The organism is Serratia sp. 25CWL12, from assembly GCF_055790885.1.
In genome coordinates this window covers 1,725,728-1,745,779 of sequence record NZ_CM147698.1, presented here as the reverse complement: position 1 = coordinate 1,745,779, position 20,052 = coordinate 1,725,728, and the positions used below count along the sequence as shown (strand labels likewise).

General features: G+C 50.5%; 13 protein-coding genes. 5 read left to right on the top strand and 8 right to left on the bottom strand.

The features are described 5' to 3' along the window. Positions 1-222: 222 nt before the first annotated feature. Complete coding sequence (locus ACX9GV_RS07555) at positions 223-357, bottom strand: hypothetical protein (RefSeq protein WP_473197617.1); 135 nt, start codon at positions 355-357, stop codon at positions 223-225. 198 nt (positions 358-555) lie between these two features. Here ACX9GV_RS07555 and xdhA point away from each other — a divergent pair, with 198 nt between their 5' ends. Genes xdhA through xdhC form a run of 3 tightly spaced genes read left to right on the top strand, consistent with a single transcriptional unit; the run spans position 556 to position 4,206 of the window. After that, positions 556-2,862, top strand: coding sequence for a xanthine dehydrogenase molybdenum-binding subunit XdhA (gene xdhA / locus ACX9GV_RS07550; RefSeq protein WP_473197616.1), 2,307 nt, complete (start codon positions 556-558; stop codon positions 2,860-2,862). Continuing rightward, the gene (gene xdhB, locus ACX9GV_RS07545; protein ID WP_473197615.1) at positions 2,855-3,733 is read left to right on the top strand and encodes a xanthine dehydrogenase FAD-binding subunit XdhB; all 879 of its coding nucleotides are present in this window, start codon (positions 2,855-2,857) and stop codon (positions 3,731-3,733) included. Before xdhA ends, xdhB begins: the two co-directional genes overlap by 8 nt. Next, entirely contained in the window at positions 3,730-4,206 is a 477-nt protein-coding gene (gene xdhC / locus ACX9GV_RS07540; RefSeq protein ID WP_473197614.1) for a xanthine dehydrogenase iron sulfur-binding subunit XdhC, read from the top strand. The genes xdhB and xdhC overlap by 4 nt, the downstream gene beginning before the upstream one ends. 66 nt (positions 4,207-4,272) lie before the next feature. Here xdhC and ACX9GV_RS07535 read toward each other — a convergent pair whose 3' ends face one another. The 7 genes from ACX9GV_RS07535 to ygfK form a co-directional block, all read right to left on the bottom strand. Then, the gene (locus ACX9GV_RS07535; protein WP_473197613.1) at positions 4,273-5,634 is read right to left on the bottom strand and encodes an NCS2 family permease; all 1,362 of its coding nucleotides are present in this window, start codon (positions 5,632-5,634) and stop codon (positions 4,273-4,275) included. A 114-nt stretch (positions 5,635-5,748) separates the two neighbouring features. After that, positions 5,749-7,065: a guanine deaminase gene (guaD, locus tag ACX9GV_RS07530; RefSeq protein WP_473197612.1), complete on the bottom strand. Its 1,317-nt coding sequence runs from the start codon at positions 7,063-7,065 to the stop codon at positions 5,749-5,751. A gap of 26 nt (positions 7,066-7,091) precedes the next feature. Continuing rightward, positions 7,092-8,507, bottom strand: coding sequence for a nucleobase:cation symporter-2 family protein (locus ACX9GV_RS07525; protein ID WP_473197611.1), 1,416 nt, complete (start codon positions 8,505-8,507; stop codon positions 7,092-7,094). Positions 8,508-8,807: 300 nt separating this feature from the next. Continuing rightward, complete coding sequence (locus ACX9GV_RS07520; protein ID WP_473197610.1) at positions 8,808-11,687, bottom strand: molybdopterin-dependent oxidoreductase Mo/Fe-S-binding subunit; 2,880 nt, start codon at positions 11,685-11,687, stop codon at positions 8,808-8,810. Next, entirely contained in the window at positions 11,687-12,463 is a 777-nt protein-coding gene (ygfM, locus tag ACX9GV_RS07515) for a molybdopterin-dependent oxidoreductase FAD-binding subunit (RefSeq protein ID WP_473197609.1), read from the bottom strand. Before ygfM ends, ACX9GV_RS07520 begins: the two co-directional genes overlap by 1 nt. A gap of 55 nt (positions 12,464-12,518) precedes the next feature. Further along, complete coding sequence (gene ssnA, locus ACX9GV_RS07510) at positions 12,519-13,847, bottom strand: putative aminohydrolase SsnA (protein WP_473197608.1); 1,329 nt, start codon at positions 13,845-13,847, stop codon at positions 12,519-12,521. Positions 13,848-13,849: 2 nt separating this feature from the next. Then, complete coding sequence (gene ygfK / locus ACX9GV_RS07505) at positions 13,850-16,957, bottom strand: putative selenate reductase subunit YgfK (protein WP_473197607.1); 3,108 nt, start codon at positions 16,955-16,957, stop codon at positions 13,850-13,852. Between the two features lie 569 nt (positions 16,958-17,526). Between ygfK and yqeC the strand changes: the two genes are divergently transcribed. Continuing rightward, a complete protein-coding gene (yqeC, locus tag ACX9GV_RS07500) occupies positions 17,527-18,333 on the top strand; it encodes a selenium cofactor biosynthesis protein YqeC (RefSeq protein WP_473197606.1) in 807 nt (268 codons plus the stop codon). Positions 18,334-18,449: 116 nt separating this feature from the next. Then, entirely contained in the window at positions 18,450-20,039 is a 1,590-nt protein-coding gene (yqeB, locus tag ACX9GV_RS07495) for a selenium-dependent molybdenum cofactor biosynthesis protein YqeB (RefSeq protein ID WP_473197605.1), read from the top strand. Positions 20,040-20,052 lie beyond the last annotated feature (13 nt).

Here is a 20,052-nt window from a genome sequence, read left to right as displayed (position 1 = left end):
GGTATCGTGACAAATTTCGGTCGCCTTACGTTTTCCATATTATGAATTCATTGCGCTTGCGACCGAATCAGGGGCCAAAGGCGTGGCCCCTGATAACCCGCGCCTGCGCCAACTCAGGCGGTCGCTGCGCGACTGCTTTCACTACGCTGCGACACATCACGGCCGGCTACTACAGACCTCCCTGTCTGTCTCGCCTAAACTCGCCATCCTTGGCGAGTTTGCCTATGCGCCGCCGCTGCGTTCAACGCCTTCAATGGCGTCAACCACCGTGCTTTCTTCAACAATTATTTTGTCTGCTGGTTTTTTGTCATAAAGCAGATAATGATAACTAATGGATACAGGGAGATGTCCAATCATAGCCCTCAATATGCCTATCCCGTGTATCTAAGGCTAAACAAGCATTTTCAAGCGATTCGAATTATTTTGGGTATTACCGATAAAATTGTTCAAACTCAATCAACAAAATCCCCTTCCTGCTGGCTAATCGACACTTTTTGGCCTGTTCCTTGCTGTATTCTCTGATCACAACTCATTGCCCTCATCAAGGAGGCTAAGATGTCTTTAGGAACATCACATAAGCGTGTAGATGCCGAGGCAAAAGTCACTGGTCGAGCTCGCTACACCGATGATTTAACTATGCCTGGTATGCGCTATGCCAAGTATGTCCGTAGCCCCATCGCCCATGGCCTGGTCACCCGCATCGACACCGAAAAAGCCTTGCAACTCCCTGGTGTGGAAGCCATTTTCACTTATCAAGATATCCCGTCCTATCACTTCCCAACCGCTGGCCATGCCTGGTCGTTGGATGCCAATAAACATGATGTCGCCGATAAACAGCTATTAACTAACCATGTGCGCCACCATGGTGATGGGGTGGCCATCGTGGTGGCCTGTGACCCATTGACGGCTGAAAAGGCCGCTATGCTGGTGGAGGTTGAATATCAGGAACTGCCGGTGATGACCACTGCCACAGCCGCGTTAGCCGCTGATGCCCCGCTACTGCATGGGGGGGAAAGTAACCTGCTGAAACAACATGCACTGCAAGGGGGGGATCCTGAAGCCGCCTTCGCCGCCGCTGACATTTTGGTCACCGGTAACTACTACACCCATGTCGTGCAGCACTGCCATTTGGAAGGGGTAACCTCATACGCCTATATGGACCAGATGGATCGTATCGTGATCGTCTCCAGTACCCAGATCCCCCATATTGTGCGCCGTGTAGTCGGTCAGGCACTGGGGCTGCCCTGGTCCGCTATCCGGGTGATCAAACCCTATATCGGTGGGGGTTTTGGTAATAAGCAGGATGTCTTGGAAGAGCCGATGGCGGCATTTCTCACCTGGAAACTCGGTGGCATCCCCGTTAAAGTCGAGCTGAACCGTGAGGAGTGTTTTCTGGCATCACGTACGCGCCACTCCTTTGATATCAGCGGCAAGATGGCGGTCGATCAGCACGGTGTACTGCAAGCCTATAGCCTGGACGTGCTCTCTAACACCGGTGGCTATGCCTCCCATGGGCACTCCATTGCCTCCGCCGGGGTGAATAAAATTGCCTATCTCTACCCACGTCTTGCCTTGGGCTATAAAGCCACCACCTTCTATTCCAATCTGCCCAACGCTGGTGCCATGCGCGGCTACGGCGCACCACAAGTCACTTTTGCGCTGGAATGCATGATTGATGAGGCAGCCGCCAAACTGGGCATCGACCCCCTCGAGCTGCGAATCAAAAATGTCGCCCGCCAAGGGGACACCAACCCACTTAATCATAAAGAGATTAAGAGTGCCGGTATTCTTGAGTGCCTGTTACGGGGTAAGGAACTGTTTGAATGGGATGCCCGGCGCAGTGCCTGCCTGAATCAAACAGGCCCGATCCGCCGTGGCGTGGGAGTCGCCTGTTTGAGCTATTCATCAAATACTTATCCGGTAGGGGTAGAGATCGCCAGTGCCCGCCTGTTGATGAACCAGGATGGCACCATCATTCTGCACGTTGGTGCCACAGAAATCGGCCAGGGTTCAGATACCGTTTTCGCCCAAATGGCAGCTGAAACCATTGGCGTCCCCTTCTCGACCCTGCATGTTAACTCAACGCAAGATACTGACATCACCGCCTTCGACCCCGGTGCCTTTGCTTCAAGGCAAAGTTATGTCACCGCCCCGGCCGTTCGCCAGGCGGCCACAGAACTGCGTGCCAAGATCCTGAAACATGCCGCCTATATGAGCAGCCAGCCAGAATGGGCGCTCGATATTATTGACGGCAATGTGGTGTTGAGCGAGATGCCAGAAAAGGTCTTGTTCTCAGTACAAGACGTTTCCATGAGTGCGCATTACGACCAGGAGGTCGGTGGGCAGTTGATCGCCGAGGTCTCGTGCAAGACCCGCAGTAATCCCCCGGCTTTTGGTTGTACCTTTGTCGACCTCACCGTGGATATTCCATTATGCAAAGTCACTATCAACAAGATTATCAACCTGCATGACTCCGGTCAGATCCTCAACCCACAATTAGCGGAAGGCCAAGTGCATGGCGGCATGGGGATGGGGATCGGTTGGACCCTGTTCGAAGAGATGATCGTAGACGAAAAAACCGGCATCGTGCGCAATAACAACCTGCTGGATTACAAGTTCCCAACGATTCTCGACCTGCCGGATCTGGACTGCGAATTTATTGAAACCTATGAACCGCAATCCGCCTATGGGCACAAGGCTCTGGGTGAACCGCCGTTGATCTCCCCGGCACCAGCCATTCGTAATGCCATCTGGATGGCAACCGGCGTGAAAATTGATGACTTGCCCCTGACACCCAAAGCACTCTATCGGCATTTCGTGCAGGCGGGTCTGCTCGAGCCACAGGAGAACAACAATGTATGACATCGCAGATTATTATCAGGCGACCAGTATCGACGATGCCGTGCGCCACTTGGCTGCCAACCCGCAAGCCCGATTAATTGCTGGCGGTACCGACGTGTTGATCCAGCTCCATCATATGAATGGTAAATATCGTCATCTGGTGGATATCCATGATTTGGCTGAGTTAAACGGCATCACCCTACTGCCAGACGGCACGTTACGCATTGGCAGCGGCACCACCTTCAGCCAGATCATCGACTCGCCGTTGGTTCAGCGCCATGTTCCGGTATTGGCTGAAGCCGCCACGACCATTGCAGGGCCACAAGTGCGCAACCGAGCCACACTGGGGGGGAATATCTGTAATGGTGCCACCAGTGCAGACTCCGCCTCACCTTGCGTGGTGATGGAAGCAGAATTGGAAATCGCCACTGTTAATGGCCTACGCCGTACCCCAATGTTTGGCTTTCACACTGGCCCCGGCAAAGTGGCGCTGGTGCAAGGGGAAGTGGCAGTCGCCTTTCTGTTCAAAGCTCAGCACTATCAGAATATAGGGGCCAGCTATTACAAATACGCCATGCGTGACGCCATGGATATCGCCACCATCGGTTGTGCTGCTGCCTGCAAAATTGAAAATGGCCGTTTCAGTGAGGTCAAACTGGCGTTTGGTGTTGCCGCACCGACGCCTATCCGCGCCCCTCATGCCGAGCGTACCGCCCTGGGCCAACCGTTTAACCGGCAAACCCTGGCGGCGGTGGGTGAAGCGGTGATACGTGATGTACAGCCCCGTTCATCATGGCGTGCTGCCAAAGAATTCCGTATGCAAATTATTCGTACCCTGGCTGAGCGTGTTCTGGCCCAGGCCGCTCAACGGGCGGGAGGAGAACTATTATGATGATCAATTGCACCATTAATGGTCGTGCCTATCAGTTTAATATTGACCCACGCATGTCACTGATGGAGTTACTACGCCAACAGGGGCTCAATAGTGTCAAACAGGGGTGCAGCGTCGGGGAATGCGGTGCCTGTACGGTGCTGATCGATGATATAGCCACCGATACCTGCATCTATCTGGCGCTTTGGGCCGATGGCAAGTCCATTCGCACTGCTGAAGGGGAAGTCAAAGGCAACAGCCTTTCTGCGGTACAGCAAGCCTATGTGGATACCGGCGCGGTACAATGTGGCTTCTGTACCCCCGGGTTTGTAATGACCAGTACCTCGATGGTGGAACGTTTTCGTGGACAACCGCTCACCGAGCAGGAAATTCGCCGTGGACTGGCGGGTAATTTATGCCGTTGCACTGGCTATACCAGCATCATCAAAGCAGTACAAAAAGCGCAACAGTTGGATGAAGAAACCCCGCGCTGATGGGGCAATCCCCCTCACCTGATTGTGAGGGGGCAACACAACACTTGCCGATTAAACATTCGCCGATTAAATCGCCCAGCCCCCCGCATAGAAGGCCACTAACGCTACCGCAATCAGTACCGTACCGATATTCAGTTTGCGCCATTCATTAGCGAAGATGCGGCCAATCACCAGGGTGCTGAAGCCCAGCATGATGCCGGTAACAATATTACAGGTCAGCACAATAAACACCGCACAGACCAGGCCTGACATGGCTCCCACCGAGTCATCAAAGTCTAACCTGGCGACGTTACTTAACATCAACAGCCCGACATACATCAGGGCTGGTGCGGTAGCGTAAACCGGTACCAGATAAGACAGCGGTGACAAGAACAGCATCAGCAGGAAAAGCACCCCTACTACTGCGGCCGTCACCCCGGTTTTGCCCCCGGCTGCGGTTCCCGCTGCCGATTCAATATACACTGCCGCCGGAGAAGCCCCCACCAACGCAGAAAACATACTGCTCATGGAGTCGGTGGTTAATGCACGGCCCCCATTGATAATCTGCCCATCTTCATCCAGTAGATTGGCCTGCCCAGCAACTGCCCGGATAGTCCCCGTCGCATCAAATACTGCCGTCATTACCAGTGCCAGTACACTGGGCAACACCAGCGGATTCAGCGCACCTTTAATATCCAGACTGAAAATAAGTGATTTGCCATCCGGCCCTGACAGGCTGGGTAGTGCGAACAACCCTTGATATTTTACGTTGGGATCAAAAACCAAACCGACCAGCGAAATACCGATGATCACCAATAAAATCCCACCAGGAACACGCTGCTTTTCCAGGCCAAAAATCAATGCAAGCCCCACCAGTGACATAATGACCGGGAAGGAAACAAAGGAACCTAACGCCACAGGTAACCCTGCCATTGGGTTCTTGACCACCATGCCCACACTATTGGCGGCGATCAACAGTAAAAACAGCCCGATGCCAATCCCGGTACCGTGGGCGATGCCTATCGGTAAGTTACGCAATATCCATGAGCGGATACCGGTTACCGAAATAGCAGTGAAGAAAAAGCCCATTAAAAAGATAGCCCCTAGCGCCACCGGGATGCTGATCTGTTGATTAAGTACCAGGCTGAAGGCGGTAAAAGCCGTTAATGAGATGGCGCAACCAATCGCCATGGGCAGGTTCGCCCACACCCCCATCACCAGCGAACCGACACCCGCAACCAGGCAGGTCGCCACAAACACCGCCGTAGGTGGAAAACCAGCCTGGCCCAACATGCCTGGTACCACAATCACTGAGTACACCATTGCCAGAAAAGTGGTCAACCCGGCTAATACTTCCTGCCGGACCGTACTCCCCCGCGCGGTAATTTTAAAATAGTTATCTATTAAACTGGTGGGTTTCTTTGTTTGCTCTGTCTCTATCTGTGACATATTTATGCCCTCTGAAGGTCCATTGAGGCTTACCCCTGTCAGTGCTCTTTATCGTTCTCTTGCCTTGACCAATAAATGGGGTAAAGCCAATCCGGGTCAATTCCAGTCATGTGTTTAAGTGCGCTCGTATACCAGTCGGCCATCCACATAAGTCCGATATATTGAGCGATCATCCCCGAGTGTCATCATGACAAATAGCTTATCCATCAATGTTTTCGAATTGTCGTAACGCAATTGTTGCAATGGTGTCGCCGTCGGCTCAAGGACCACAAAATCTGCCTCTTTGCCGACATTGAAATTACCAATAGTGTCTGCCAGCCCTAGGGCATCAGCCCCCCCCAATGTCGCCAGATAGAATGCTTCATAAGCGGACAAACGGTAACTCTGCAGTTGCATGATTTTGTAGGCTTCATTCAAGGTCTGCAGCATATTGAACGTGGTTCCAGCACCGATGTCGGTCCCCATGCCCACTTTGACCTTTTTCCGCCAGGCTTGAGAGAGTTTGAACAAGCCACTCCCCAGATACAGGTTGGAGGTCGGGCAGAATGCAATAGATGAATGGGTATCATGCAAGCAATCCCACTCTGACTCTTCCAAATGGATACAGTGCGCAAACACGCTTTTTCTGCCGGTCAGACCGTAGTGGTGATAGACATCAAGATAATTTTTGCGCTCTGGGAATAACTCTTTTACCCAGGCAATTTCGTCTTTATTTTCCGATAAGTGAGTATGCAGATAGGTGTCTGGATATTCCTCACGTAACCGTTGCACCATTTCAAGTTGCTGTGGTGACGAGGTGGGGGCAAAACGCGGTGTAATGGCGTACAGCAAACGATCCTTTTTATGCCAACGCTCAATCAAGGCTTTAGTTTGGCTATAACTGCTCTCTGGGGTATCCAATAGATAATCTGGCGCATTGCGGTCCATCATCACCTTACCGGCAATGATACGCATATTGATGTGATGGGCGGCCTCAAATAGTGCTTCAACGGATTCAGGGTGAACCGTACCAAAAACCAATGCGGTGGTGGTGCCATTGCGCAGCAACTGTTTAATGAAAAACGTCGACATTTCACGCGAGTATTCAATGTCGTTATAACGCTTTTCTGCTGGGAAGGTGTGCTTATTCAGCCAATCCAGCAGTTGCTCACCATAAGCGCCGACCATTTCACACTGCGGATAATGAATATGGGTATCGATAAAGCCTGGCACGATCATTTTACCGCTATAATCACGCACCCGAACGCTGTCTGGAATTTGGTGGTGCCCTTCTTCCCAGGTGCCAAACCATGCCACACGTCCATTCTGGATCAGTAATAAACCATCCTTGATAAACCGCAGATGTCCTTCTATTTCTTCTGGATATTCCACCGTGCGACTAATATCCAGAAAACTACCCCGTACAGCCTTGATTGATTGTTCACTTTCCATTTTCCAATCCCTTACTTTATATGAAACTAATTATTATTTTCCCCTTCAGGGACTGTTTCTAATGAAGATATTTCCACACTGCGGTTTTTAATCTCATTCAGTGGTATCAGCAGATTGAGAATGATCGCCGTCAACCCACCAGCACAAATCGGGTTTTCCACCAGAACATAAATTGAAGCAGGTAATACGCGGAATACTTCAGGATCGTAAGAAACCCCCAGACCTAATCCCAACGAGGTGGCGACAATAATGGTTTCCCGGCGGTCTAAACCGTTAGAAATAATGATGCGGATCCCGGCGATGGCAATCATCGAAAACATCAGCGTCATTGCGCCCCCAAGGACAGGTGATGGAATGGTGGTAAAAAATCGCCCTACCACCGGGAATAAACCCAACACAACCAGAATGACCGCAATAAATTTACCGACATGGCGGGAGGCAACGCCGGTCATTTGAATAACGCCATTATTTTGCGCAAATGTCGTTAGCGGCAATGAACCCAACATAGTCGCAATCACCGAGACCAAACCGTCCGCCAATACCCCACCACTCAGGCGCGAAGTATATTCCTCACCGGCGACAGGTCGATTAGAAACCATCGCCGTCGCAGTGATACTTCCTACGGCTTCTAATACACTGAGTAGATAGATCGTACTGGCAACTAAAAAAGCATGAAGATCAAAAGAAAAACCGTATTTGAACGGAACAGGTGCTGTAATAAGCGGTAGGTTTTCCATCTCTGGAAACTTCACCATACCCAAAAACAGAGCGGCCACGTAACCGACGATGATGCCAATGGCAATACCACTCATCCGCAGCAAAGCATGCCGTGAACAATTAAACCCAATCACCACCATTAAGACCAAAAGGCCGATGCCGATATTTTTATAATTACCATAAGTACCACTACTTTTAGCCGCAAAACCACCACCGAAATCGATGATGCCCACTTTAATCAGGCTAAGACCGATCATCAGTACCACCACACCGCTGACGGTGGGAGTAATCACGCGTTTAAGATAAGGCAAAATAAACGAGGAACCGGCCACCAGAAATGCCCCAACAAACGAGATGCCTAACAAGGTGGAAATCATCGCCTCTACATGCAGACCATCTGCTTTCATGGTACTGCCCAGAGAAATCATCACCGTTACAAAAGAAAAGTTGACTGACTGGATTGACAATAATCCCGAACCAATAGGACCATAGCGGTTTACTTGCAGCCAAGTACCAATCCCCGAGGCAATCATCGCCATAGAAACCAGATAAGCTGTCATATCTGCGGGTAATGACAATGCCGTACCGACAATTAACGCCGGCGTCACCATGGGCACAAAAATGGCCAATAGATGAACAATGGCACTTATCATCGATTGATTAAATGGTGGTTTATCTTCCAGTGAATAAATTAGATCACTTTTTTCATTGGTTATATCAGACATCCCTTTACTCCCTTACGTAAATTTGATCATCTGATTCAATAAATATGCGTTATTTATTTCACATTCTGCACTTCGCCATATTACTCCCACGGATTACTCAAACACTGACAATTGACTCATAATTCTTTATGGCGACAATAACAGATCAGCGATTATGTTCAGCTAATATATTGAACCCTTTATAGCCTTGACCTTTGTAGCCAGGTCATTATTGGGATTTAGCTGCCATCCTCAATAATTCGGGTATTTCAGGGAATGACCATTAATCGGCCATTCCCTCATTAAGACAGCGGTATTTAATTACGCTGACAGTTTATTCAGCCCCTGTAGTACTTTTTCTGCGGTAAAATGCCATTCACGTAACCAGACACCACAGGCATCATGAATCGCCATGGCAATCGCCGGTGCAGCACCATTGACACTAATTTCAGAAATCGATTTAGCACCATAAGGCCCGACCTGATCATCACTGGGCACCAGGAAGGCTTGGAAGTCGAGCGGGATATCACCAATTTTCGGTGCACCATAACTCTGTAAATCACGGGTTATCGGTGAACCATGGCGATCATAAACAATCTCTTCCGTCATACTGTGACCAATGGCTCGCATAGAAGCACCATAGATTTGGCCCAATGCCAGCTCTGGGTTAACCGGGGTACCACAATCCAGCAAGGCATAAAACTTATCCAAGCGGATTTCACCGGTACGCACATTGACGGCCACTTCGACAAAGTTGGCACCATAAGGGAAAGCAAAGTCAGCAGAAATATAACTGGCTGTCGCCACCAAGGTACCAAAACCAGTGCCGGTCTCAGCCTTATGAGCAATCTGTGCAAATGTCACTTCACCGCGTTTGCCGCGCACCACCCCAGGCACCACCAGTTCCACATCGGCTTCTGGTTCGCCCAACATCTGCGCCCCATGGAACAGGATCTTTTTCCTCAGGTTCTCTGCCGCACTTTTCGCCGCATTACCGGAGAAACAGGTGCCGGAAGAGGCATAGGCCCCTTTATCGAACAAAGCATGGTCAGTATCACCGGAGATCACATGCACATCGGCAAACGGACAACGCAGGACTTCAGCCGTCAGTTTCCCCACCACCGTATCCAGGCCGGTACCAATATCCGCGCCACCAGAATGGACGATAAACGTGCCATCTGATTCCAGTTTGATCATGCAGTTAGCCTGATCAATATCCGGAATACCTGACTTCTGCATGATAATGGCGACACCACGACCCACTTGCCAATCGCCATTTTTTGCCTTTGGTGAGCTCCAATGGATCAGCTCTTTCCCTTTGCGCAAAATAGGCTCAAGGGCACAACTGGCGGCAGTGGGTACCGATGTCGGCATTTTGCCTTCACCAATCGCCCCGAGGATCTTCAACTCTTGCCCTTCCACCACGCGGTTAAGCTCAATAATCTCCAGTGGATCACGCCCCAGTTTCTCTGCCAATTCAGCCAGAATCATCGTCAAGGCAAAGGTCCCTTTAGGTGCACCATAGCCTTGATAAGCCCCCGTCGGGCAGATGTTGCTGTAGTAGGTGGTCACCTGGAAATTGACATTCTCACAAGGATAGAGCGGCAATGATAATGCCGGGCCATTACTGGGCACCGTCAAAGCATGGTTGCCATAAGGGCCGGTATTCGCCAGGAAGTTCATGTCGATCGCCGTTAAGCGACCCTCTTTGGTGGCACCGACTTTAATCTTGACCTTAGCCACATGGCGCGAGGTATTGCTGATAAATTCTTCTTCACGGGTATATTGGAAATAGACCGCACGCCCGGTGACACAGGTCGCCCAGGCACACACCTCTTCCAACAGGATATCCTGTTTTGAACCGAAACCACCGCCGACACGCTCCTTGATAACATGCACTTTATGCTGCTTGAGACCAACGATACGCGCGACCTGACGGCGCAAGTGCCATGGCACCTGAGTGGAGGCATGGATAACCAGTCGATCGCCATCCATATAGGTGTAACAGACGTGTTTTTCCGTTGGACACTGCTGTACCTGCCGGGATTCATAGGTGCGTTCCAGCACCACATCCGCTTGGGCAAACCCTTGCGTCACATTACCAATCTGCCCATGTACTGCTGCCGCGATATTACTATGCGGTTTGGCACCGATGGGGAAGTTGATAATCAGATGTTCATCACCCCGTTGCGCACTATGCTGATTTTGTTCAGCCAAATCAGCGGGAGCACCGTTAACATAAACAATGGGTTCGTCGTGAACCAGCGGTGCACCGGGTGCCATCGCCTCGTCAATGGACATCACTGCAGGCAATACTTGGTATTCAACCTTGATTAAATCAAGAGCAGCCAAAGCAATCTCTTCACTTTCTGCGACCACGGCAGCAACACGATCACCCACGTGGCGCAGTTTCCTGCCGAACATCCGCCGATCAAGAGGTGAAGGTTCCGGGGCACTCTGACCGCCTGGGGTGTAATAGATATCTGGGCAGTTAAGATGGGTGATGACATGCACTACCCCAGGTAATGCTTCCGCAGCACTGACATCCAGATGAGTGATCAGTGCATGGGGGTGCGGGCTACGTAATATTTTGATAATACAGGCATCATGGGCAACGCGGTCTTCAACATAACAGGGTTTGGCTTGCACCATTTTTGCCGCATCAACTTTCGGACAAAGTTTGCCAACCACCTTCAAATCAGTACGAAACTCTGGCGCTGAAGGGGCCTGAAAATCAGGATCATTACGGCGTGCCACCGCCAGTGCCACCACCTGATAAAATTGCTGATAACCGGCATCGCGGCTGAATAAACCCGATAATGCATCATCAATCTCATCGCGAGTCGGTGTGGTAATACGCGTTAATAGATCAGTGAGGATCAACGCGGCGGCCGGGTCATTATAGCCGGACTGGACCACGCCGACATCCACCATCGCCTGCTGTACCAGGCTAAGCTGGTTCCAACTGCCCAAGGCTTCCGCCGTGGTGACAACCGCTCCTTCCAGTTGGGCGGCAATCAGCAATGAGGCATTAACCACCACGCCATTAAACACAATGGCATCAGACCCGGCAAAACCGAAACCATCATCACTGTTACGTACTGAATGCATACCCAGTTTAAACAGTAACTGCTGTACATTATCCCCAGGTTGACACGCTATTTCCCGCTGGCGGTCATTAAGCGTAAAACAAATATTCATTATTGTTTCTCCCCTGATGACTGGCACTCAGCAAGCAGATCCGCCACCACCACACCGGCGATATAACGCTTATAGGCAACACTGCCGCAAACATCCGCTTGAGGCGTCACCATATCGGCCACCCGCTTTTCCAGCGCTGGACCTTGTAAACCTGCTTGCTCTGCATCACGTAAGCGAGTCGGTTGCGCCACCACACCACTAAGCGCAATACGCACTTTAGATTGTGTATCGCGAGAAACCGCTGCGGTCACCACCGGCAACCCAGCGGCTGAACGGGCAACTTTGCGGGTTGCACATTGGCGATAAGGGTCAGGTAGCACCACCGCCAACAATAACGCCTGTTTATCACTGGCCAGATACTCTTCCAACGAACAGGTTTTACCACTACCCAGCTCTACTTTGGCGCTCAACGCCAGCAACACTGGCAGCAGTACAGAATCTTTAGGGGCTGAAGCAATTTCGCCGCCTAGGGTTGCCTGATTACGAATATGGCGGGAATAGACAAAACCCAGCGCCTCGCGTAGGGCCGGTGGCGTCAAGGTATGATCGAATAAACGTTGTAAGGTGGTGGTAGCACCAATATGCAATTCACCCTGTTGCCAATCCACTTGGTCAAGGCCCAGATGTGTTAGTGCAATGGCGATTTTTTGCCGCGCTTTGGTTGGCGTGGCATTAATTTTACTACCCCCGGCAAAGTAAATAGCGTCTGCAAGAAACTGATGCTTCAACGCCTGAGCCTGCTGCACCGATTCTGGACGATAGAATTGTTCAATCATTTTTCACCCTCATTATAGGGTTAGCCGCTCGGCTGTTCACCGAGCGGCAACCGGCTTATTTCAAGGCATCCATACGTTTCCACAACTGTGCCGCCGCCTTGCGTGCCTCAGCATAGATAGGTTCCACATCAAATGGGAACTCGCCGTTTTGGTAAACCATGCGCCCTTCCACCATCACACTGTTAACACTGCTGGCACCCATACCAAAGGCCAGATGCCCTGGGACGTTCTGTGCCACCAATGGTGTTGGCGATGAGTAATCACAAATCGTCAGGTCCGCTTTATAGCCTGCCGCCAAACGACCAAATTGCGCCCCAAAGTTACGGGCTAACAGTTGGTTACCGTTTGACAGGAAACGTGCAAAGCTGTCTGGCCACAATGACCCACCGGCATCACGATGCTTGAAGAACGCAAACTTAAGCTCCTCAAACATATCCGCCCCGATACCATCGGTACCGAGCACCAGGTTACGGTACTGTGCCAGTTGATGATTATAGCCAACATGGTTGTTCATATTGGAGCGAGCGTTATGCACCAGGAAAGCATCATGCTGGTTGATCAGCTCAATATCAGCAGCAGACAAATAGAGTCCGTGAGCCACTAAGGTTTTCGACCCAATCAGCCCGTATTCCGCCAGGCGTGCCATCAAGTCTTTGCCATATTTATCGTGGCTGTGAGAAACATCGTACCGGTCTTCAGCGGCATGAATATGTAACCCGCGCCCAGTACTTTGTATTGCCCCCTTCAACATCTCCAGACCCGCATCCGAGACCGTGAACGGCGCATGGGCACCGATATGCGCCTCCACCAGATAGGGCTCTTTACCTGCCGCTTTGGCAGCATCGATCAGGTTGGCAAAGGCAACGTTTTCCTCAACCCCGGCCAGCAACTCATGATTACCGCCGTTACGGTCGGTAGTCTCATAGCAAGTCATGCCGCGCAACCCAGCTTTAATAAAGCCACTACGCAGGGTTTTCAGTGAGCCTGCAATAAAATTAGGCGATGCGTGGTGATCGATAACCGCCGTACAACCACTTTTGATCGCTTCCAGTGAGCAGATTAACCCACTGTAATACACCGACTCCTCATCCAGCGCCCGATCAAGGCGCCACCACAGGTTTTTCAAGGTAGAAATAAAATCTGGGCACGGTGCAATGTTCGCCATGATGCCGCGTGATAATCCAGAGTAAAAATGGTTATGAGCACAGACAATCCCCGGCATGACCCACTTGCCCTGCATATTGCGCGTTTCAGCCTGCGGATATTTGGCTGCCAAGCTCACGCCCACTTCTTTGATCAACGCGCCTTCAATGGCGATATCAACCCCTTCTTGAACCAGTGGTGGATCAAGTTGCACGGCAGTTGCATTGGTTAAAATCAACATAATTAAGCCTCCACCTGACCAAGCAGATAATGATGGTGATTGTGCACATGGGTGATAATACGGCACATTTCATCCAGCTCTGCGGGGGCTTGTTCAAGCTGACCGTGGCTGTTTATTTTCAGTTGGTAAACATTACCGTCCTGACGCACACTGACCTGCGAGCCCTCCACCAAGAAACCCGGGTTACTGCTGTTGGCAAAGTCCTGTGGCAAATTGAACACGGTAACCTTGTCTTTGTATGGCTTACCCTGCCATGGACAGAACTGGGCACAGTTGCCACATTCGTTACAATAAGAATCCAGATGCAGCGTTTGGAAGCGGTCGTGGAAACCAGGAATGGCAATCGACACGTTGGCACGGTTAGGGCAAACATCGACACATTTGCTACAAATGTAATTACATTCCAGACAACGTTCTGCTTCCTGAGCCACAAAAGCGTCACGCTCACTCTTATCTACCATCGTGACCGAAATAACCCCTTTACGGCGATACACCTCGGCAGGATCAACATTCGACCAATATTTGTCGGCATGGTGAGATTTAATATTCTCCCGAGCCAGTACCACGTCGGTAGCCTTACGTGCGGTACCTATTGCCGCAACAATGGATGACGGGCCACTCTGAACATCACCAATCAGGAACACATCTGACCGAGTGGTTTCACCCGTGGTGATATTGACCTGTGGGTAGCCCTCGGCATCCAGTGGTATTCCCAGCTTGCGCAGCACTTCGCCATCAGCTTGTTCACCAATGGCGGTGATCAGGGTATCAACATGCAAGGTAACGGTTTTATCGGTGGCCACTGGGCGGCAACGCCCCTTCTCATCCGGCTTGCCGAGGATCATTACTCTGGCCGTCAACTTCCCATCGGCATCAAAACGTTCTGGGTTGGTGAGGAACATAAATTGCACACCATCTTCTACCGCTTCCAGATACTCTTCACGATAGGCTGGCATTTCATTCAGCGTACGACGATAAAGCACCGTGACCTTTTCCACACCCGGTACTTTCAGTGCAGCCCGAGCACAATCCATGGCGGTGTTACCGGCCCCCACTACCGCAACATGCTTGCCGAGGTTCGACAACTGCCCTTGATTGTAACTGCGCAGGAATGGCAATGATTTATGCACATTGCGGTTATCACCCGCCAACTGTACGCCACTGTTTTTATCTGTACCGATACCGACAAAGACATACTCAAAACCTTGCTGTTGCAGCTTGTCTACCGTCAAATCAGGGTCACAGCCATAAACAAACTTCACCCCGTGTGCCGCAACAAAATCGATATCTTGCTCAATCAGCTCAGCCGGAATACGGAACTGTGGAATGATATTTTTCACCACACCACCGGCATTGGCCTCGCGCTCAAACAAGGTCACCTGATAACCGGCACGCGCCAGGAAGTAACCGGCCGACAGACCCGCCGGGCCCGCCCCTAACACCGCGACGGGGCGTTTGCTGCCCACGCCAGCAGGCTTATGCCAACGGCGTTTATACTCATCCCAGCCTTTTTCCAAGGCGACCTTTTTCAGATCACGAATATTTAACGCACTGTCATAGTCAAGGCGGGTACAGTTATATTGGCACTGGTGATCACAAATATGCCCGGTGATAGCAGGTAACGCATTGCGTTGGTAGATAACCCCCAAGGCATCGGCATAACGCTGTTCACCCATCAAACGAATATATTCTGGAATATCCTGTTTGATCGCACAGGCAGTAACGCAAGGCGCTACATAGCAATCGATCATCGGCAATGGGCCGCCAGCATCAATGCTGTCATTAGACTTCCAGTGTTTTTGCGTGTACTCCATGCTGACTGCTTTGTCTGCCAATGCATTCAGCTTGTTCACATCAATCCGTGCCATATTCCAGCATTCGGACTCATCCAGCTCTTTCATGCACTCTACCTGGCGCAAATAACCGCCCGGCTTCAGCAAATCAGTCGCCATGGTGATGGGTCGAATACCGGTTTCAAAAATATCACGGATATTGAACTTACTGGCCCCGCCAGAATAGGAGATCGGCAATTCACCGTTAAATTCACGGGATAGCACTGCAGCCACATTGATAGAAAGCGGAAATAGCGCACGACCAGACATATACATCTCTTCGCCAGGTAGTGCCCCTTTATGGTTAATCGTTCCCAAAGTGTTGGTCAATTTGACCCCGAAGCCCAGCTGGTGCTGCTTACCGAGATCCGCCAAGCGGTGCAACATGGCCAGTGCTTGTTCCAGTTTAAGATCGTGCTCGAAAGATTCCTCTTTCAACCCGACATAATCAAAACCACAGGTATCTAAAATGGAGCGGACCCGTGAGTAACCCAGCAGTGTTGGGTTTAATTTTACAAAGGTATTGAGGTGTTTCTCTTCCAGCATATAGCGACAAATGGCTTCAATTTCATTCGGCGGGCAACCATGCATGGTAGACAGTGTGACACCATGGACCATGCGAGCGGGGATATGGCCAGGTAACTGATTTAATGCGCTACGTTGAGAGGTTAAAGCAAAGCGATTAATAAACTCATCATTAGCCACCCATTTGCTGAGGATCTTTTCATACTCGGCAAACTTCGGATGTTGGGCTGAATCCATCATATTATGAATAAAGTCCTGCATCGGAGCTTGTTTAATCCCTTCCAGGTTGTAGCCTACGCTCATATTGAAGATAAAGGATTTGCTTTCACCTGGAGAGCGAGGATCAAACATCTCTTCCAGCAAATGCAAGACAAACCAGGCTTTCAAATATTCATCATAGGCTTTAAGCAAGGTAAATTCGGTAGACCACTCGGTATTAAAGCATTCATCTTCTGCATCAATACAAGGCTTTTCAATCTCCAAGCGGTCGAGGATTTGTACCGTTTTTAACTCGATAAACCGCCCACCGGTCAGCCAGGCGACGATGATATTCTGCGCCAATTGCGTATGAGGCCCAGCGGCTGGACCTAAGGGGGTTTCACAACTTTCGCTGAAGACTTTGATCTTACGATCGTCACGTTTGCGATAGAACTGCTGCTCAGGTATGCCAAAGATAGAACGGTTCTCGTGGTACTCATCAAAAATACGAGTTAACAGCGCCTGGAACGGAACGGGACGCATTATATCTCCCATAACTTAATCTCCTTGTGACGAAATGCCTGAATAATGAGAATCGGTTAAAACCGAATGGCAGTTTTTGACCTTGGTTAGTCATACATGCAGCAACAATCAGGCCAAATTTTCTGATAACTTTTGTGTTAGATTAAATTCGTGAGGCAGTTCTAATTGTTATTTTTATTTGTGAGGAGCCTCACAGATGCAAATAAGAATGAAAATCAGTGATAACAGACCATTAACCTGAAAATGTCACCGGATAACCTCAATTATCAAAAAAACATTCTCGCCTATCACTTTGATACACCCTTGCAACGCTGACTGGTGATACAGGTGGCATGATGCTGATTAACTCACTGTTGCGCATCATGCCAAATTGGCTGACGTTTAAAATAGCGCCCTATTCATTGCCCTGTTCAGATAAACTCGATACTATTTCGTGAGCGCAATCGATAAAATATAAATAATTTTAAAAATCTCGACTGCATCAACAAAAATTTATTATTAAATCGCCAATTGAAAATAAAACACGGCATATTGGCTTTTATTACTGCGTATTATTTTTTATCGCTGCCAAAAGGAGACTTATGCCACCAGATCTAAAGGCGCTATTTGCCGAGGAGTATCGTCGCCTCGATAATGGTGAACCTCTGTTGATAAGCCTGATTGGTGCCGGGGGGAAAACCAGTTCCTTGTATTGGCTGGCACGCACCTTCTATCAACAAGACAAACGTGTCCTGTTGACTACCACCACCAAAATGTATCGTCCTACTGCGGAAAACTATCATCATCTGTTATTAGGCGCGCCCCCCACCATAAGTCGAGAGCCAGCTATCACGGCCTGGTTCTGTCAATATCAGCCGCAAGATAACAAGGTTAGCGGGCCAACTGCCGAATGGCTTGATGAGATCAAACAACGTGACCTGTTTGACGTTATTTTGGTGGAGGCCGATGGATCGAAAGGTTTACCGCTGAAAGCCCCGGCAAGGCATGAACCTTGCATTCCTGCTAGTAGTGATTGTGTGATTGCATTAACCGGAGGGCAAGTGATCGACCAACCCGCTAATCCGCAGCAGATCCAACGTTGGGAGATCTTCTCTGCCCTCACCGGGGTGGGCGCGGGTGAACGGCTGGATCTGCAAGTGTTCGGCAGGTTGATCGCTCATCCAGAAGGCATGTTCAAAGGCACTCCGCCGCAAGCGCGACGCATCTGGCTGATTAATCAGTTTTATCATTATGATAATCAAACCGCTCCCGCTTGGCAGGCGTTATTGCAAAATGCGCCAACCCTCAGTGCCATCTGGTTTGGTGCAGTGCAGGAAACCCCGGCGATCACCCACTATTTACAACGTAATTCTACTTTCTATACCCAAAATAATTCGAGTTGCTTGTAGGCGGCAACTGAGCGAATCCCCAGGAGCATAGATAACTATGTGACTGGGGTGAACGAAGGCAGCCAACACCGAAGCAGCTTGAAGGATGAAGAGTATAGGTTATTGATGAGGTCAGCATGAATATCTTCGCCACCGCGGCGCAACTTGAAGAAGAAAACCGACCCTTTGCACTAGCCCAGATTATTGAAAGCCGGGGCTCTACACCGCGCCACTCGGCACAAATGCTGGTGATGGCGGATGGTCGCACGGTAGGTACTATTGGTGGCGGTATGATTGAGCGCTTGGTGATTGAGCAAGCGATTGAAGCCATTACAGAACGCAAAGCTAGAGTTTTCCATGGTCGCATGGCGCGTACCGGGCAAGATGCGGTGGGTTCTGATTGTGGGGGGGCGATGTCGGTTTATATTGATGTACATGGTTTGCGTCCACGTCTGGTGTTGATCGGTGCTGGGCACGTTAATCGCGCTATCGCCAACGCCGCCAAGCCGTTAGGATTTGATATTCATGTCGCTGATATCTATCCCGCTAGCCTAGAGCCCGCCCTGTTCCCACCGGGCTCGACATTGGTTCATGGCGAAACATTTCCTGATGCCATCAACAAAATGAATATCACCGCCGATAACTTTGTAATTATCGCCACCAACAATCAGGATTGTGAAGCCTTGAATGTGCTGATCAAGCACCCCGTACGCTATCTGGGACTATTAGCCAGCCGCCGTAAAGTACAGACCTTCACCCAGTTGCTCAAACAGCAAGGCACCAGTGAAGATGAACTCGCCCGGTTACATGCGCCTATCGGTTACAACATCGGTGCGGAAACCCCGGAAGAAATTGCCATCAGTGTTCTAGCCGAACTGCTGCAAGTACGTCATCAGGCTGCGGGCGGGCTGATGAAAAACGACATCAGATTAAGCCGGCAAAAGCTGGTGGTGATCCGTGGTGCCGGAGATATCGCCACCGGCGTCGCCCTGCGGCTTTATCATGCTGGTTTTCAAATCGTGATGTTGGATGTCGCTCAACCTACCGCAATCCGCCGCAGCGTCGCCTTTGCTCAGGCGATGTTTGATGGTTCAACCTGCGTAGAAGGTGTTACCGCTCGGGTGGCAAAAGATGTCAATGAAGCCTTTGATTTCATCAACCAAGGTGAAATCGCGCTGCTGGTGGATGAAGAGGCCCACAATCTGAAACAGCTCAACCCACGTTTTCTGGTGGATGCCATTCTGGCCAAGCAGAATCTGGGGACCCAGCGCAACATGGCCCCGATTACCATCGCCCTCGGCCCAGGATTTAATGCTGGTCATGATTGTGATGCAGTCATTGAGACTAACCGAGGACACAACCTCGGCCGGGTGATTTATCAAGGTTATGCTCACCCCAATACCGGTATCCCCGGTGATATTGGTGGTCATACTCTCCGCCGGGTAATCCGCGCCCCCGCTGACGGACTGATGCAGTGCCATGTAGCCTTAGGTGACCTGGTACAAGAGGGAGCGATTATCGCTCACTGTGGCGAAGCACCCGTCATCGCCCCGATTAGCGGTATGGTCAGGGGATTACTGCAGCAAGGCTTAGCAACCCAGGCAGGCAGTAAAATCGGTGATATCGACCCCCGAGGTATCGAAGCGGATTACACCACCGTCTCCGATAAAGCACGCGCCATCGCCGGTGCAGTATTAGAAGCCATGCTAAAACTCAACCGCCAATAACCACCACGGGCCA

What these genes read in the sequence shown, in the direction of transcription:
- yqeB (WP_473197605.1), top strand. Translation starts at nt 18,450, where the DNA reads ATGAATATCTTCGCCACCGCGGCGCAACTTGAAGAAGAAAACCGACCC.
- guaD (WP_473197612.1), bottom strand. Translation starts at nt 7,065, where the DNA reads ATGGAAAGTGAACAATCAATCAAGGCTGTACGGGGTAGTTTTCTGGAT.
- ACX9GV_RS07555 (WP_473197617.1), bottom strand. Translation starts at nt 357, where the DNA reads ATGATTGGACATCTCCCTGTATCCATTAGTTATCATTATCTGCTTTAT.
- ygfK (WP_473197607.1), bottom strand. Translation starts at nt 16,957, where the DNA reads ATGGGAGATATAATGCGTCCCGTTCCGTTCCAGGCGCTGTTAACTCGT.
- xdhB (WP_473197615.1), top strand. Translation starts at nt 2,855, where the DNA reads ATGTATGACATCGCAGATTATTATCAGGCGACCAGTATCGACGATGCC.
- ACX9GV_RS07520 (WP_473197610.1), bottom strand. Translation starts at nt 11,687, where the DNA reads ATGAATATTTGTTTTACGCTTAATGACCGCCAGCGGGAAATAGCGTGT.
- ygfM (WP_473197609.1), bottom strand. Translation starts at nt 12,463, where the DNA reads ATGATTGAACAATTCTATCGTCCAGAATCGGTGCAGCAGGCTCAGGCG.
- ssnA (WP_473197608.1), bottom strand. Translation starts at nt 13,847, where the DNA reads ATGTTGATTTTAACCAATGCAACTGCCGTGCAACTTGATCCACCACTG.
- xdhC (WP_473197614.1), top strand. Translation starts at nt 3,730, where the DNA reads ATGATGATCAATTGCACCATTAATGGTCGTGCCTATCAGTTTAATATT.
- ACX9GV_RS07535 (WP_473197613.1), bottom strand. Translation starts at nt 5,634, where the DNA reads ATGTCACAGATAGAGACAGAGCAAACAAAGAAACCCACCAGTTTAATA.
- yqeC (WP_473197606.1), top strand. Translation starts at nt 17,527, where the DNA reads ATGCCACCAGATCTAAAGGCGCTATTTGCCGAGGAGTATCGTCGCCTC.
- ACX9GV_RS07525 (WP_473197611.1), bottom strand. Translation starts at nt 8,507, where the DNA reads ATGTCTGATATAACCAATGAAAAAAGTGATCTAATTTATTCACTGGAA.
- xdhA (WP_473197616.1), top strand. Translation starts at nt 556, where the DNA reads ATGTCTTTAGGAACATCACATAAGCGTGTAGATGCCGAGGCAAAAGTC.